This window comes from Priestia iocasae, from assembly GCF_016909075.1.
Classification (GTDB): Bacteria; Bacillota; Bacilli; order Bacillales; family Bacillaceae_H; genus Priestia; species Priestia iocasae.
Genome location: NZ_JAFBFC010000005.1, coordinates 125,505 through 142,127, shown reverse-complemented (window position 1 = coordinate 142,127; position 16,623 = coordinate 125,505). Strand labels below are relative to the sequence as shown.

The window sequence follows — 16,623 nt, the reverse complement described above, 5'->3', positions numbered from 1 at the left end:
TGCTTAGGAGGCACAGCATGATTCCATTAACAGAAGAGCAAAAGATGATGCAAGCCATGGTAAGGGACTTTGCAAGCAATGAGATTGAACCCTTTGTTGAAAAAATGGAACAGGGAGAATTTCCGCGAGAAGTCTTAAAGAAAATGGGAGCGTTAGGATTACTAGGGATTCCGATTTCAGAAGAGTATGGCGGGTCTGGAATGGACTTTCTGTCCTATATCATCGCGATACATGAAATTTCAAAAGTAAGTGCAACGATGGGAGTTATCCTATCTGTTCATACATCTGTTGGAACGAATCCCATTCTTTATTTCGGCACAGAAGAGCAAAAGAAAAAATATATTCCTAAACTAGCGACTGGTGAGTATTTAGGGGCGTTTTGTTTAACAGAGCCACAAGCAGGATCGGATGCAGCAAGCTTGAAAACGAGAGCAACTAAAGATGGGAATACGTATCTTTTAAATGGATCAAAGGTGTTTATTACAAACGGAGGCGAAGCTGACACGTATATCGTGTTTGCAACGACAAATCTAGAGCTAGGAAGCAAAGGTGTGACTGCATTTATTGTAGAAAAAGATATGCCTGGTTTCCACGTTGGGAAAGACGAAAAGAAAATGGGCTTATATGGCTCAAGGACCGTTCAGATTACATTAGAAGATGTGCGTGTTCCAATTGAAAATCGCTTAGGGGACGAAGGCGAAGGATTTAAAATTGCGATGGCCAATTTAGACGTTGGAAGAATTGGGATTGCCGCACAATCATTAGGGATTGCCGAGGCAGCTTTGATGAAGGCAACTGAGTATGCAGAGGAGCGACATCAATTTGGTAAACCAATCTCCAAGCAACAAGGTATCGCATTCAAGTTAGCTGATATGGCAACAAGTGTAGAGGCTGCTAAACTATTAACCTATCAAGCTGCGTATTTACGTGCAAATAACCTACCTTGTGGTAAACAAGCATCGATGGCTAAATTATTTGCCTCTCAAACAGCTATGCAGGTCGCAACAGAAGCCATTCAAGTACTTGGTGGCTACGGTTACACAAAAGACTATCCAGTTGAACGCTATTTCCGTGATGCAAAAGTTTGTGAAATTTACGAAGGTACAAGTGAGATTCAACGAATTGTCATTAGTAAGCATTTATAAGACGGGGGATGAAGAGATGTATTTTAAATTATCAGAAGAGCATGAAATGATTCGCAAGATGGTAAGAGACTTTGCTAAAAATGAAGTAGAGCCAACGGCTGCAGAGCGTGATGAAGAAGAACGATTCGATCGTGAGATTTTTGATAAAATGGCAGACCTAGGGCTAACGGGTATTCCTTGGCCAGAAGAATACGGCGGAATTGGAAGCGATTACTTAGCGTATTGTATCGCAGTTGAAGAATTATCTCGTGTATGTGCATCGACGGGAGTAACCTTATCTGCACATACATCACTAGCTGGTTGGCCAATTTACAAATTTGGTACAGAAGAACAAAAGCAAAAATATTTAAAGCCAATGGCACAAGGGAAAAGCATTGGCGGTTACGGTTTAACAGAGCCAGGATCTGGTTCAGATGCAGGTGGCTTACGCACAACGGCTAAAAAAGATGGCGATGATTATATTTTAAATGGCTCTAAAATCTTCATTACAAACGGTGGTATTGCTGATTTCTACGTGGTGTTTGCCTTAACAGATCCAAATCAAAAGCAGCGTGGAACAACTGCTTTTATTATTGATAAAGATATGCCAGGCTTCTCGGTTGGTAAAAAGGAAAGCAAGCTAGGGATTCGCTCTTCACCAACAACTGAAATCATGTTTGAAGAGTGCCGTGTTCCAAAAGAGAACGTATTAGGTGAAGAAGGTGACGGATTTAAAGTAGCGATGATGACATTAGACGGTGGCCGCAACGGTATTGCTGCTCAAGCAGTTGGTATCGCCCAAGGTGCACTAGATGCAGCGGTTGCTTACGCAAAAGAGCGCTATCAATTTGGTAAGCCAATTATTGCTCAACAAGGTATCGCGTTTAAATTAGCAGACATGGCAACAAGTATTGAGGCAGCTCGCTTGTTAACGTACCAAGCAGCTTGGCTAGAATCAGAAGGGCTTCCTTATGGAAAAGAGTCTGCTATGTCTAAGCTATATGCGGGTGATGCAGCGATGAAAGTCACAACAGAAGCGGTTCAAGTCTTTGGAGGTTATGGCTATACGAAAGACTATCCGGTCGAGCGTTTTATGCGTGATGCAAAAATTACGCAAATTTATGAAGGAACACAAGAAATTCAACGTCTTGTTATTTCAAGATATTTAGGAAAGTAAAATTCAGCTGTTAAATGAGGTGGAGGGTTTGAAGAAACGAGAAGTACCGGCCTCTGTAAAAGATGAGCGTTTAATAGAGAAGCGACGTAATGAAATGGTCAAGGGGGCGGTAAGTCTTTTTAAGGAAAAAGGATTTCATCGCACAACGACAAGAGAAATTGCGAAGTCTTCAGGTTTTAGCATTGGTACCCTATACGAGTATATTCAAACGAAAGAGGATGTCCTCTACCTTGTTTGTGACAGCATCTATGACCAAGTTCGCCAACGCTTAGAACAGGCCATTCATACAGAGCAATATACAGTGAAAAGCTTGGAAAAAGCCATTGAAAACTACTTTAAAGTAGTAGATGAATTACAAGATGAAGTGCTGGTCATGTATCAAGAGGTTAAGTCATTGTCAAAAGATGCACTGCCTTATGTACTAAAAAAAGAAGTTGAGATGGTTAGTATGTTCGAAACCATTATTCAAGGGTGTGTCCTAAACAATGAATGTTCATTAACCGAAAAAGAAATTCAATTGCTTGCTCATCACATTTTTGTTCAAGGTCAAATGTGGGCGTTTAGGAGATGGGCCTTACATCGTCTATATAGCCTTGAAGAATACACAAACATGCAAATTAAGTTTTTACTGCAAGATTTCTCACGTCAAACTACGTATTAACAAGGGGGATTTTTACGTGTCGGGGTATAAGTTGAAAAATCATGTTCGTTTTGTGACAGCTTCTAGTTTGTTTGATGGTCATGATGCTTCCATTAATATTATGCGTCGCATTCTTCAAGCTGGTGGTGCAGAGGTGATTCACTTAGGTCATAACCGCTCAGTTGAAGATATTGTCAATGCAGCAATCCAAGAAGATGTCCAAGGAATTGCGATTTCTTCGTATCAAGGCGGTCATGTTGAATATTTTAAATACATGTATGATTTGTTAAAAGAAAGAGGCGCTTCTCATATTCGTATCTATGGTGGTGGCGGAGGCGTTATTATTCCGAGAGAAATTGATGAACTTCATGAATACGGAATTGCTCGTATTTTTTCGCCTGAAGATGGAAGAGAGCTAGGCTTACAAGGAATGATTGACGTTATGCTTCAGGAATGCGACTTTACAACAGTGCATCAAGTTGAACGTGATTTAGAGCAGCTATCTCCTTCGAATCATTTGTCAATTGCTCGCTTAATTAGTTTAGTTGAAAATGCTCATCAGCTAGTCGACGAGCATGCCGCAACGTTAGAGGAAGTTAGAACAAAGGCGAATGAGGAGAATAAGGTTGCACCTGTTATCGGGATTACGGGTACAGGAGGAGCTGGTAAAAGTTCATTAACAGATGAACTCGTAAGACGCTTTTTAACAGAAGTAAAAGATATTAATATTGCCGTTTTGTCTGTTGATCCAACAAAGCAAAAAACGGGTGGTGCTCTGCTTGGTGACCGCATTCGTATGAACTCTGTTTCGTCATCACGCATCTATATGAGAAGCTTGGCTACACGTCAATCAGGAACAGAGCTATCTACAGCGATTAAAGATGCGATTTCAATTGTTAGAAAAGCTGGCTTTGATTTAATAATTGTTGAAACAAGTGGAATTGGGCAGGCAGATGCGCAAATTAAAGATATTTCAGATGTGTCTCTTTATGTGATGACAAGCGAGTTTGGAGCACCATCTCAATTAGAGAAAATTGAAATGATTGATTACGCAGACTTCATCGTTATTAACAAGTTTGAGAAAAAAGGCTCGTTAGATGCAAAGCGTCAAGTTCAAAAGCAATATCAACGAAATCATGTTCTATTTGAGCAAGAGATTGATGAAATGCCTGTATATGGAACGATTGCTAGTCAGTTTAACGATGTGGGTACAAACACGTTCTTTGCAAAGCTATTAGATCGTGTGAATGAAAAGTATGAGTTGAATTGGCAAACAACGTTAGAGGTAGCCGCAACCGTTGAAAAACAAAACATCATTATTCCAAATGAAAAGCAACAATATCTAAGAGAAATTGCAGATACTGTTCGTACGTATCATCAACAAACTGAAGATCAAGTGCATATTGCTCGTAAATTTTATCAGCTTGAAGGTGCAATGGAAGAAGTGTCAGATGAGACGACGCTTGAAACATTAGAAGCTGTAAAAGAGCAATATGAAGGCAAGCTAACGCAACACTCAAAGAAAATCCTAAACACGTGGGATGAAAAGAAGCAGGCTTATAGTGGAGAAAAATTAGTTACAAAGATTCGTGACAAAGAAATCGTCACGGTGCTACGAACTGAAACGTTATCAGGTCTATCAATTCCAAAGGTAGCGCTTCCGAGATTTAAGGAATACGGAGAAATTTTACGATGGGTTTATAAAGAGAACGTACCTGGATCGTTTCCGTTTACGGCAGGTGTATTCCCGTTTAAACGAGAAGGGGAAGATCCAAAGCGACAGTTCGCTGGTGAAGGAACGCCAGATCGTACAAATCGACGCTTCCATTATTTATCAAAGGATGATGATGCAAAACGCTTAAGCACGGCATTTGATTCGGTTACTCTTTACGGAGAAGACCCAGATTATCGTCCAGATATCTTTGGGAAGATTGGTGAAAGTGGTGTGAATGTTTGTTCACTCGAAGATATGAAAAAGCTTTATAACGGCTTTGATTTATGTGCACCATCTACATCGGTTTCCATGACTATTAACGGCCCTGCTCCAATCATTTTAGCGATGTTCATGAATACGGCAATTAGTCAGCAAATAGAGAAGAAAGAGCAAGAATTAGGCCGTATGTTAACGCTAGAGGAATATACGAATGTGAAGACGTATACGTTAGAGCAAGTTCGTGGTACGGTTCAAGCAGATATTTTAAAAGAAGATCAAGGGCAAAATACATGCATCTTCTCTACGGAGTTTGCGCTGAAAATGATGGGAGATATTCAAGAGTACTTCATTCAAAATCAGGTACGCAACTATTACTCTGTTTCGATTTCTGGTTATCATATTGCTGAAGCAGGGGCAAATCCAATTTCACAGTTAGCCTTTACGTTGGCAAATGGATTCACATATGTAGAGTACTACTTAAGTCGAGGAATGAGTATTGATGACTTTGCACCAAACCTTTCTTTCTTCTTCAGTAATGGCTTAGATCCAGAGTATAGTGTCATTGGTCGTGTAGCACGTCGGATTTGGTCAGTTGTCATGCGTGATAAATATGGAGCAAATGAACGAAGTCAAAAATTAAAGTATCATGTTCAAACATCAGGTCGCTCATTACATGCTCAGGAGATCGACTTTAACGATATTCGTACAACGTTACAGGCATTAATGGCGCTGCATGATAATTGTAACTCTCTTCATACGAATGCATACGATGAAGCTATTACAACTCCAACTGAAGAATCTGTTCGTCGTGCCATGGCGATTCAAATGATTATTACAAAAGAGCATGGATTAACAAAAAATGAAAATCCACTTCAAGGGGCATTTATCATTGAAGAGTTGACAGATTTAGTTGAAGAAGCGGTTCTTCAAGAGTTTGAGCGAATTAGTGATCGTGGCGGTGTATTAGGCGCTATGGAGATGCAATATCAACGAGGAAAGATTCAAGACGAATCGATGCATTATGAGATGAAAAAGCATACAGGTGATCTACCAATTATTGGTGTGAACACGTATTTAAATCCAAATCCTCCTTCAAAAGAAGAGCTGAACGAAATTGAGTTAGCTCGTGCATCAAACGAGGAAAAAGAATATCAAATCAAGCAACTTCAAAAGTTCCAAGAAAAGCATAGTGACAGACTGGATCAAGCATTAGAAAATTTAAAAGCAGTAGCAAGAAGAAATGGAAACATTTTTGAAGAGTTAATGGAAACAGTAAAAGTGGCAAGTCTTGGTCAAATTACAAGAGCTCTTTATGAAGTAGGCGGTCAATATCGTCGTAACATGTAAATAGAAGTGATTTTCACCTAAGTTATAACGAGGGTCAACGAGATTTTTTAAGCAAAATACCTTGTCTATTTATCCATTGGTTTAACAGGATGGAATAGGCAAGGCATTTTTGTTCTGTAAATAGTTTTTTAAAAGGAACACTAGCATAAATGTATTGAATTTGTTTATAATGAATGGTATGTATTTATTCATTTCCATCATTTTGCACGTATGATGAACGCATGAAATAGATTTTATGTATACATAGAAAGGATGTGCCTAATTTGAGTCTAGCACAATACTCAAAAGAGCAATTAAAAGAGATGTCTATGATTGGACTAACTTACACGCTTCTTTCAGAAAAAGCAGATCGTACACCAATGTCTTTTCAAGAAATTATGAATGAAGTAAAAGCAATTTTAGAGCTAACAGATGAAGAAGTAAAAGCAAAAATTGCACAGTTCTATACAGACTTAAACATTGATGGTCGCTTCATTTCTGTTGGAGAAAATCGTTGGGGTTTACGTAGCTGGTATCCGTATGATCAAATTGATGAAGAAGTACTTCCAGCAGCTAAGCCTAAAAAGAAAAAAGCGAAGAAAGTTGTAGATGAGGACATCGAAGACTTTGATGATTTAGATGAAGAAGATTTAGAATATGAAGATTTAGATTCTCTAGATGAGGACGATGACGAAGAGGAAGATTTCGAAAGCATCGATGCGGACGATTTCGATGATGAGTCAATTGAAGAAGATGAAGATGAAGATTATGATCTAGAAGATGAAGAATTAGAAGATGATCTAGAATATGAAGAAGAGGAAGACGAAGATAAGTAATCGTCTCTTGACTTTTTATGTTGAAATCTGTAGAATCTTTTTTGGGCTCTTCAAGAGAGGATTCTATAAAATAGAATCTACGTCTATAGATAATTGCTCCCAATCCGTTAAGGTATTGGGAGCAATTTTTTTGTTTTTTATAAACGTAACAATGGTTATTTTAGAGGCTTTCATGAATGAATCATAATGGTTTATGTGAACACTTTTAATATTGCATACTTCAATCTAGAGGGGGAAAAAACATGACAAAATACATTTTTGTAACAGGTGGCGTAGTATCATCTTTAGGAAAGGGAATCACGGCTGCATCTTTAGGTCGTCTATTGAAAAATCGCGGGTTAAACGTAACGATTCAAAAATTTGATCCATACATTAACGTAGACCCGGGTACAATGAGTCCTTATCAGCACGGAGAGGTATTCGTAACAGATGACGGTGCAGAAACAGACTTAGACTTAGGTCACTATGAGCGCTTTATCGATATTAACTTAAACAAATACAGCAACGTTACAACAGGTAAAGTTTACTCAACTGTTTTACGTAAAGAGCGTCGCGGTGATTATTTAGGTGGTACTGTACAAGTTATCCCTCACATCACAAATGAAATTAAAGAGCGCGTATTCCGTGCTGGTAAAGAAACAAATGCAGACGTTGTTATCACAGAAATTGGTGGAACGGTAGGAGATATTGAGTCATTACCATTCTTAGAAGCGATTCGTCAAATTAAGAGTGATATTGGCCGCGATAATGTGATGTACATTCATTGTACACTTGTGCCATATATTAAAGCAGCTGGCGAAATGAAAACAAAACCAACGCAACATAGTGTAAAAGAATTGCGTAGCTTAGGTATTCAACCAAATGTTATTGTTGTACGCACAGAAATGCCGATCTCAGACGATATGAAAGATAAGCTAGCACTATTCTGTGACATCGATTCAAATGCAGTTATTGAATGTCGTGATGCAGAGACATTATATGAAGTACCATTAGCATTACAACAACAAAAATTAGATCAAATTACGTGTGATCACTTAAAGTTAAATTCGAAAGAGCCAGATATGGCAGAGTGGACAGCGTTAGTTGAAAAGGTAAAAGCATTATCAAAAACAACGAGAATTGCGCTTGTTGGTAAATATGTAGAGTTACAAGATGCATACATTTCAGTTGTTGAAGCATTACGCCATGCTGGGTATGCGTTTGATGCAGATGTAAATGTGAAATGGATTAACTCTGAACATGTAACACCTGAAAATGCGAAAGAATTATTATCAGATGTTGATGGGATTTTAGTTCCTGGTGGATTTGGTGATCGTGGTGTAGAAGGTAAAATCGTTGCTACACAATATGCTCGTGAAAATAAGGTGCCGTTCTTAGGTATTTGTCTAGGGATGCAATTAGCTTCAGTTGAGTATGCACGTAACGTGTTAGGATTAACAGATGCGCATTCTGCTGAGCTTAACCCTGAAACGACAAATCCAATCATTGACTTACTGCCTGAACAAAAAGATGTAGAAGATTTAGGTGGAACGTTACGCTTAGGTTTATATCCTTGTAAATTAACAGAAGGTTCATTAGCTTACGAAGCGTATCAAGATGAAGTTGTATATGAACGTCACCGTCATCGCTATGAATTTAACAATGAGTATCGTCAAGCGATGGAAAACGCAGGGTTTATCTTCTCTGGAACAAGCCCAGATGGTCGCTTAGTTGAGATCGTTGAGTTAAAAGACCACCCTTGGTTCGTAGCATCTCAATTCCATCCAGAGTTCAAATCTCGTCCAACAAGACCTCAGCCGTTATTTAGAGATTTTGTTCGTGCATCAATTGAGCTTAGTGAAAATAACTAATAAAAAACGCCATCCGCTCAAGCGGATGGCGTTTTTTATTCATACTCTTCAACCATTTCCTTCATCGTAAATGCGAGACCATAGTAAGCATATAACGCAGTGATTACTGCAGGAAAACCAAAACGCATTCCATCTTCACCAGGAATAAGAGCCTTAAGAAGCTTTGTATCAATGTGTACATCTGTAAGGGTGTGTACAGATTCACGTTCAATCTCTTTTGGAACAGCTCCAATACTAACAGTAGAAATTCCTTTCTCTTGTAGCTGTTTAGCCATTTCTATCACTGTTTCATTTGTTGAAAATCGAGACACGAGTAAAACACGATCAACAGATGTTAATTCATCAAAAGACGTAAAAGGCTTTGCATAAGGAAGTGGTTCTTCACTCACAGTTGCTTCTAGAGTGACTGCCTCCATTTCACCTGCGCCGTAGATGAAAATTGAGCCATCTCCCACAGCTGCTTGTGCTAGTATGCGTGCACCATCTTCTATCGTAAATTCTTCTTTTTCATCAATTCGTTTAAGTAAACCCATTAATTGAGTTGTGAAAATCTTAAGCATGATGTTCTTCACCTTTCTCCTTTACATTCTGTTAGTCATTATAACGAAAGTAAAATAACAAAGAAAGCGAGGAGGTGTGACAAAATAAGTAAACAGCTCTTATCTATAATGAGCTAGATGAATTCATGAAGAAACGAGTGTATTATCTTGGTATAATAAAAATAAAGGGTGTGTCATTACCATTCATTGAAGCAATCCTTCATAGACATAGGGATGAGTAGTTGGAAATAAGGAAAAAAATACAAGTGTCATTTTATTTAAAAAGAAGGAATTTTATTTTCAAAGTCGAAATATAGGTTTAGTTATGTTTGTGTGGGATTTTTATAAATAAAAGGTGGGGTTACATTGAGTGAGAAAATTCTAATTGTCGATGATCAGTATGGGATTCGAATCTTGTTAACAGAAGTGCTACAAAAAGAAGGATATCAAACATTCCAAGCAGCAAATGGATTTCAAGCAATTGACATTGCGAAGAAAGAATCACCTGACTTGGTGTTATTAGACATGAAGATTCCTGGTATGGACGGAATTGAAATTTTGAAAAGACTAAAACAATACGATGCAGATATTAAAGTAATTATTATGACCGCTTACGGTGAACTTGATATGATTCAAGAGTCAAAAGATTTAGGTGCTTTAACGCATTTTGCCAAGCCATTTGATATTGATGAAATTCGTAAAGCTGTCAAGGAATATTTACCAGTAAGAACAAGTGAAGCGTAACCATAGTGAAAAAGCCAAACATTTTTTGAATATCTTTGTAAAAATGTTGCCGTTTTGCTTTATAGTTGGTATCCTAAGTACTGTGATTGGCTATTCGACAAGTTTAGATAGTATTATCTAGTTACATGAAACGTTCATTTCAGAACATACTAGGTAAGTGAAGAATTTTCGAATAGTACTGATAATGGCTTATCTCAAGGAGGATTCATTATGCCTTTAGTATCAATGACAGAGATGCTGAATAAAGCAAAAGAAGAAGGTTACGCAGTAGGTCAGTTTAACTTAAATAACTTAGAATTCACTCAAGCAATTCTTCAAGCTGCACAAGAAGAGAACTCCCCAGTTATTCTTGGTGTATCTGAAGGTGCTGCTCGTTACATGGGCGGATTCAAAACAATTGTGGCACTAGTTAAAGCATTAATGGAAGAGTACAAAGTGACGGTTCCAGTTGCGATTCACTTAGACCACGGTTCAAGCTTTGAGTCATGTGCAAAAGCTATCCATGCAGGTTTCACATCTGTTATGATTGACGCTTCTCATGATCCATTCGAACAAAACATTGCTACAACTTCTAAAGTAGTAGAATTAGCTCATTTCCACGGTGTATCTGTAGAAGCTGAGTTAGGTGTTGTTGGTGGACAAGAAGATGACGTAATTGCTGATGGCGTTATTTACGCAGATGCAAACGAGTGTGAAGAGCTTGTTAAGCGCACAGGTATCGATTGCCTAGCTCCAGCATTAGGATCTGTTCACGGTCCTTACAAAGGTGAACCAAACCTTGGTTTCACTGAAATGGAAGAAATTGGACAACGTACAGGTGTACCTTTAGTTCTTCATGGTGGTACAGGTATCCCAACGAAAGATATCCAAAAAGCAGTTTCTTTAGGAACAGCTAAAATCAATGTAAACACTGAGAACCAAATTGCTTCTGCAAAAGCAGTTCGTGAAGTACTAGCTGCACAACCAGAGCAATACGATCCACGTAAATACTTAGGACCAGCTCGCGATGCAATTAAAGAGACGGTAAAAGGTAAAATGCGTGAATTCGGTTCTTCTAATAAAGCGTAATAGAAGCATTACTCTATCTTAGAGGTTCTATGACATCTTAATTAAGAAACCGCCTTATTCGTAGGGCGGTTTCTCTTGTATCATAAAAGTAAGCGTTTCCGGTATGAAGTGTCATCTAGAACATGTAAGGGGAGCATTCAAAAAGGGCTAGATGACCAGTTGCGAGACGATTTCTATTTTATTAAGTGATTTGTAGTTGTGTAAAATTAACATACAGAAGACATTCATTAAAATAATGGGGGAATGGACGATGAAATTTTTTATTGATACAGCAAACTTAGAAGAAATTAAGGAAGCGCATTCATTAGGATTATTATCAGGAGTCACAACCAATCCAAGTTTAGTAGCGAAAGAAGGTATTCAATTTGAAGACCGCTTACGTGAGATTACTAGCTTTGTTTCTGGTTCTGTAAGTGCTGAAGTCATTGCAACAGATGCTGAAGGAATGATTTCGGAAGGAAAAGAACTAGCGAAAATTGCACCAAATATTACAATTAAAGTACCAATGACACCAGACGGATTAAAGGCAGTCAAGGTATTTGCGAGTGAAGGAATTCAAACGAACGTAACATTAATCTTCTCAGCTAATCAAGCCTTATTAGCAGCACGAGCAGGTGCAACATACGTGTCGCCGTTCTTAGGGCGCTTAGATGATCTTGGTCATAATGGCATTCAATTAATCTCGGAAATTGCAGAAATTTTTGCGATTCATGACATTTCAACAGAGATTATTGCTGCATCTATTCGTCATCCGATGCATGTAACAGAGGCAGCTTTAAACGGAGCTCACATCGCTACAATTCCTTATCAAGTATTAATGCAATTATTTAAACATCCGTTAACTGATTCTGGAATTGAGAAATTTTTAGCAGATTGGGAAAATCGTAAAGCCTAATTAAAAGTACAAAAAACAGGTTTGCTTCTGCCTGATGAGTGATTTATAAAGGGTAAAAAATTGGTTATATGTTTGAGGTTGGATCAGAGAGAAAGGCTCGCTTCTTTGGTTCAACCTCCATTTTTCTGTAAAATTTGCGATTTTATACATGAAATTTTTATTTTCGTGTAAACTAGTAGGTAATAAGGAAAATAACCATTCTTTTGTCAAAATAATTTCCAAATAATTCCTTATACAATGCATAGGGGAGATAATGAGCATCTTCGCTAGAAAGGAGAAGCAAATGGAAAAGTTAAAAATACAAGGTGGATTCACACTTAGTGGAGAAGTCCGGGTAAGTGGAGCTAAAAATAGTGCGGTAGCGCTTATACCAGCTACTATTTTAGCCGAGTCGCCGGTAACGATAGAAGGGTTACCAGACATTTCTGATGTTCAAATGCTGAGTGACTTAGTGGAAGAAATTGGTGGGCAAGTGACGTATGAAAACAATGAGTTAACGGTTGATCCATCAAGAATGGTTGCAATGCCTTTACCGAACGGAAAAGTAAAAAGATTACGTGCTTCGTATTACTTAATGGGGGCAATGCTAGGACGCTTTAAAAAAGCAGTGGTCGGTTTGCCTGGTGGTTGTCACTTAGGACCGCGCCCAATTGACCAACATATCAAAGGATTTGAAGCGCTAGGTGCAACGGTGACAAATGAACAAGGGGCGATTTACTTACGTGCTGACGAATTAAGAGGGGCAAGAATTTATCTTGACGTTGTGAGTGTTGGCGCAACGATTAACATTATGTTAGCGGCGGTTCGTGCGAAAGGTCGTACGGTTATTGAAAATGCAGCGAAAGAACCAGAAATCATTGATGTCGCGACCTTGCTTACAAACATGGGAGCAAGAATTAAAGGAGCAGGAACGGATGTTATTCGTATTGATGGTGTAGATGAGCTAAAAGGATGTCGTCATTCCATCATCCCGGACCGAATTGAAGCAGGTACTTATATAATCATGGGTGCTGCTATGGGGAAAGAAATGATTATTGATAATGTCATTCCTCAACATTTAGAGTCTGTTATTGCCAAGTTGAGAGAGATGGGAATTCGTATTGAAACAAGTTCAGATCAAATTCTCGTTGCGACTCAGCCGAGTTTGAAAGCTGTGGATATTAAAACATTAGTATACCCAGGGTTTCCAACAGACTTACAGCAACCTTTTACGTCACTTCTAACAAGAGCAACTGGGACAAGCATGGTAACAGACACTATTTACGGGGCGCGCTTTAAGCACATTGATGAGTTACGAAGAATGAATGCTTCGGTCAAAGTAGAAGGAAGATCTGCTATCATTAATGGTCCTGTTCAACTGCAAGGAGCACGAGTGAAAGCATCAGATTTACGTGCGGGCGCAGCGCTAGTGACAGCTGGGTTAATGGCGAAGGGAATCACAGAACTAACGGGATTAGAGCATGTAGATCGTGGTTATAGTCATCTTGTTGACAAGCTATCGAATTTAGGAGCGATGGTTTGGCGTGAACGAATGACGGAGCAAGAAATCGAACAATTTCAAAATTCGTAACAAAGATAAAGGGAATAGAGTTTGATTGACAACAAGGGGGAAAATCGGATGGAAAGAAGTTTATCAATGGAATTAGTACGTGTAACAGAGGCAGCTGCTTTAGCTTCCGCTCGATGGATGGGGAGAGGAAAAAAAGATGAAGCAGATGATGCAGCCACTTCTGCTATGCGTGATGTGTTTGATACGATTCCAATGAAAGGTACGGTTGTCATTGGAGAGGGAGAAATGGATGAAGCACCGATGCTTTATATTGGTGAGAAGTTAGGGACAGGCTATGGTCCAAGAGTAGATGTAGCAGTTGATCCTTTAGAAGGAACAAGCATTGTGGCATCAGGTGGCTGGAATGCACTAGCTGTTTTGGCGGTAGCAGATCATGGTAATTTGCTGCATGCTCCCGATATGTATATGGATAAAATTGCAGTCGGCCCCGAAGCCGTTGGACAAATTGATATCAATGCACCAGTTATTGATAATTTAAGAGCTGTAGCGAAAGCAAAAAACAAAGACATTGAAGATGTAGTGGCAACGGTGCTTAATCGTCCACGACATGAGAAGATTATCAATGAATTACGAGAAGCGGGTGCGCGTATTAAGTTAATCAATGACGGAGATGTAGCAGGTGCAATTAACACGGCATTCGATCATACCGGAGTAGACATTTTATTCGGCTCAGGAGGGGCACCTGAAGGCGTAATTGCAGCGGTTGCTTTAAAGTGTCTTGGTGGAGAATTACAAGGTAAGCTTCTGCCACAAAGTGATGATGAGCTAAAGCGTTGTCTAAATATGGGGATTACGGACATCAGTCGCGTCTTATACATGGATGACCTTGTAAAAGGTGAGGATGCAATCTTTTCAGCTACCGGTGTAACAGATGGTGAGCTTTTAAAAGGTGTTCAATTTAAAGGAACAACTGGTACAACACAATCCATTGTTATGCGTGCTAAGTCTGGAACTGTACGCTTTATTGATGGCAAACATAGCTTAAAGAAAAAGCCAAATTTAGTCATCAAGCCTTAATGATTGAATGGATGTAAGGATAAAAGGATGAGAGAGATAATTATGGAGTGATAACCAAAAAGGTTCTCACTCCTTTCTGTTCCTAAATACAGTACGTATAACGTGAGGAACGGAACTATAAGCCTTTTAATCTATTAAATTTATACATCCATTTTCTACTAGTAAAGGACTAGAGAAAAAAAGATTGATTAAAAAGATAGAAAAAGGGTAGAATATAAATTGCTACGTTGGTTTATCTGTTTGCGTAAAGTGAAACAGTAAGTTCTATCTTTTAAGCGACTATTGTAAACATCTAAAAGATTCTACTTATGCATACTTCTAGACTACCTTCTCCATCTTCAATTATACATTCCATCCATATCATATCTCATGTAACCGGTTGAATTTAATATGGGGGAAATCAGAAATTATTTCATAAATAAAGAGTGGTGTTCCCATGAGTTTGACATTATCGAATTTAGAAAATATGAAATTAAAAGAGCTATATGAGCTCGCACGGGAGTATAAAATTTCATACTACGGTAAATTAACAAAAAAAGAGCTTGTGTTTGCAATTCTTAAAGCGCAAGCAGAACAAGACGGTCTTCTGTTTATGGAAGGCGTACTAGAAATTATTCAGTCAGAGGGATTTGGATTCCTTCGTCCAATTAATTATTCGCCTAGCTCGGAAGACATTTATATTTCTGCGTCACAAATTAGACGTTTTGATTTGCGTAATGGAGATAAGGTTTCTGGTAAAGTAAGGCCGCCAAAAGAGAATGAACGTTACTACGGCTTGCTTCATGTTGAGGCAGTAAATGGTGACGATCCTGAATCCGCAAAAGAGCGTGTACACTTCCCGGCGTTAACACCGATTTATCCGAATCGCCAAATGGTTTTAGAAACAACTCCACGAAGCTTTTCTACAAGGATTATCGACCTTATTGCTCCAATTGGCTTTGGACAAAGGGGACTAGTTGTTGCACCTCCAAAAGCAGGTAAAACGATGCTATTAAAGGAAATTGCAAACAGCATTACAACCAACCATCCAGAAGCAGAGCTTATTGTTTTATTAATTGACGAGCGCCCTGAGGAAGTAACGGATATTGAGCGTTCAGTAGCTGGAGATGTAGTAAGTTCTACATTTGATGAAGTACCAGAAAACCATATTAAAGTAGCAGAGCTTGTGTTAGAGCGTGCAATGCGTCTTGTGGAACATAAGAAAGACGTTATTATTTTAATGGATAGTATCACTCGTTTAGCTCGAGCATACAACCTAGTCATCCCACCAAGTGGACGTACATTGTCTGGTGGTATTGATCCGGCGGCATTTCATCGTCCTAAGCGCTTCTTCGGTGCTGCGAGAAACATTGAAGAAGGTGGCAGTCTGACTATTTTGGCAACGGCACTTATCGATACAGGTTCACGTATGGATGATGTCATTTATGAAGAATTTAAAGGAACGGGCAACATGGAGCTTCATTTAGACCGTTCATTATCTGAAAAGAGAATCTTCCCAGCAATCGACATTCGTCGCTCTGGAACACGTAAAGAAGAGCTACTTATTCCAAAAGAGCATCTTGATCATTTATGGGCAATTCGTAAGTCGATGACTGATACGCCGGACTTTGTTGAAAAGTTCTTAAAGCGATTAAGACAGACAAAGACAAATATTGAATTCTTCCAAATGTTAGATGAAGAACGAAAGGCATTGCTTGCAGCGAAAAGATAATTTATAATAGCTGACAGAATGATATAAAAATCCATGATGAAAGATTGTCATCGATTCATTAAACAGGTGGTTGCAAAACATAAGAACCCTTGTTATAATTTCATCATGTGTGTTGATAAATTAATGCACAAGTAGTACAACCTATGAGTGCTTACGTTTATCGATAAACTCTGTTTCAAAAATGATTCAGGGC

Annotated in this window: 13 protein-coding genes; 12 read left to right on the top strand and 1 reads right to left on the bottom strand. The window is 38.7% G+C overall.

The annotated features are described in order from the left end of the window. Nucleotides 1-17: 17 nt before the first annotated feature. The 6 genes from JOC83_RS14485 to JOC83_RS14460 all read left to right on the top strand — a co-directional run bounded on the left by JOC83_RS14485 (nt 18) and on the right by JOC83_RS14460 (nt 8,886). The gene (locus tag JOC83_RS14485; RefSeq protein ID WP_205188099.1) at nt 18-1,145 is read left to right on the top strand and encodes an acyl-CoA dehydrogenase; all 1,128 of its coding nucleotides are present in this window, start codon (nt 18-20) and stop codon (nt 1,143-1,145) included. 16 nt (nt 1,146-1,161) lie between these two features. Continuing rightward, nucleotides 1,162-2,301 carry an acyl-CoA dehydrogenase gene (locus JOC83_RS14480; protein ID WP_205188098.1) on the top strand — a complete coding sequence of 380 codons (1,140 nt, stop codon included), beginning with the start codon at nt 1,162-1,164 and terminating at the stop codon, nt 2,299-2,301. Nucleotides 2,302-2,329: 28 nt separating this feature from the next. Continuing rightward, entirely contained in the window at nt 2,330-2,962 is a 633-nt protein-coding gene (locus tag JOC83_RS14475; protein ID WP_205188097.1) for a TetR/AcrR family transcriptional regulator, read from the top strand. 16 nt (nt 2,963-2,978) lie between these two features. Continuing rightward, nucleotides 2,979-6,221, top strand: coding sequence for a fused isobutyryl-CoA mutase/GTPase IcmF (icmF, locus tag JOC83_RS14470; protein WP_338038926.1), 3,243 nt, complete (start codon nt 2,979-2,981; stop codon nt 6,219-6,221). A 263-nt stretch (nt 6,222-6,484) separates the two neighbouring features. Next, a complete protein-coding gene (gene rpoE / locus JOC83_RS14465; RefSeq protein ID WP_205188096.1) occupies nt 6,485-7,036 on the top strand; it encodes a DNA-directed RNA polymerase subunit delta in 552 nt (183 codons plus the stop codon). A 242-nt stretch (nt 7,037-7,278) separates the two neighbouring features. Beyond that, a complete protein-coding gene (locus JOC83_RS14460; RefSeq protein WP_205188095.1) occupies nt 7,279-8,886 on the top strand; it encodes a CTP synthase in 1,608 nt (535 codons plus the stop codon). Between the two features lie 35 nt (nt 8,887-8,921). Here the strand turns inward: JOC83_RS14460 and JOC83_RS14455 are convergent, their stop codons facing one another. Beyond that, complete coding sequence (locus JOC83_RS14455) at nt 8,922-9,446, bottom strand: DUF2529 domain-containing protein (protein ID WP_205188094.1); 525 nt, start codon at nt 9,444-9,446, stop codon at nt 8,922-8,924. 345 nt (nt 9,447-9,791) lie between these two features. Between JOC83_RS14455 and JOC83_RS14450 the strand changes: the two genes are divergently transcribed. The 6 genes from JOC83_RS14450 (at nt 9,792) to rho (ending at nt 16,430) form a co-directional block, all read left to right on the top strand. Then, on the top strand, nt 9,792-10,169 hold the full coding sequence (locus JOC83_RS14450; RefSeq protein WP_205188093.1) for a response regulator: 378 nt from the start codon (nt 9,792-9,794) through the stop codon (nt 10,167-10,169). Between the two features lie 210 nt (nt 10,170-10,379). After that, nucleotides 10,380-11,237 (top strand): class II fructose-bisphosphate aldolase, encoded by an 858-nt coding sequence (locus tag JOC83_RS14445; RefSeq protein WP_205188092.1) that lies wholly within the window; start codon nt 10,380-10,382, stop codon nt 11,235-11,237. Nucleotides 11,238-11,487: 250 nt separating this feature from the next. After that, nucleotides 11,488-12,132 carry a fructose-6-phosphate aldolase gene (fsa, locus tag JOC83_RS14440; protein ID WP_205188091.1) on the top strand — a complete coding sequence of 215 codons (645 nt, stop codon included), beginning with the start codon at nt 11,488-11,490 and terminating at the stop codon, nt 12,130-12,132. Nucleotides 12,133-12,415: 283 nt separating this feature from the next. After that, the gene (locus JOC83_RS14435) at nt 12,416-13,702 is read left to right on the top strand and encodes a UDP-N-acetylglucosamine 1-carboxyvinyltransferase (protein ID WP_205188090.1); all 1,287 of its coding nucleotides are present in this window, start codon (nt 12,416-12,418) and stop codon (nt 13,700-13,702) included. Nucleotides 13,703-13,750: 48 nt separating this feature from the next. Further along, entirely contained in the window at nt 13,751-14,719 is a 969-nt protein-coding gene (gene glpX, locus JOC83_RS14430) for a class II fructose-bisphosphatase (protein ID WP_205188089.1), read from the top strand. A 436-nt stretch (nt 14,720-15,155) separates the two neighbouring features. Next, nucleotides 15,156-16,430, top strand: coding sequence for a transcription termination factor Rho (gene rho, locus JOC83_RS14425; protein ID WP_205188088.1), 1,275 nt, complete (start codon nt 15,156-15,158; stop codon nt 16,428-16,430). The last annotated feature ends 193 nt before the right edge of the window (nt 16,431-16,623 follow it).

Coding starts and splice junctions, on each gene's coding strand:
- JOC83_RS14485 (WP_205188099.1), top strand. CDS start 18: ATGATTCCATTAACAGAAGAGCAAAAGATGATGCAAGCCATGGTAAGG.
- JOC83_RS14480 (WP_205188098.1), top strand. CDS start 1,162: ATGTATTTTAAATTATCAGAAGAGCATGAAATGATTCGCAAGATGGTA.
- JOC83_RS14460 (WP_205188095.1), top strand. CDS start 7,279: ATGACAAAATACATTTTTGTAACAGGTGGCGTAGTATCATCTTTAGGA.
- JOC83_RS14455 (WP_205188094.1), bottom strand. CDS start 9,446: ATGCTTAAGATTTTCACAACTCAATTAATGGGTTTACTTAAACGAATT.
- JOC83_RS14445 (WP_205188092.1), top strand. CDS start 10,380: ATGCCTTTAGTATCAATGACAGAGATGCTGAATAAAGCAAAAGAAGAA.
- fsa (WP_205188091.1), top strand. CDS start 11,488: ATGAAATTTTTTATTGATACAGCAAACTTAGAAGAAATTAAGGAAGCG.
- JOC83_RS14435 (WP_205188090.1), top strand. CDS start 12,416: ATGGAAAAGTTAAAAATACAAGGTGGATTCACACTTAGTGGAGAAGTC.
- glpX (WP_205188089.1), top strand. CDS start 13,751: ATGGAAAGAAGTTTATCAATGGAATTAGTACGTGTAACAGAGGCAGCT.
- rho (WP_205188088.1), top strand. CDS start 15,156: ATGAGTTTGACATTATCGAATTTAGAAAATATGAAATTAAAAGAGCTA.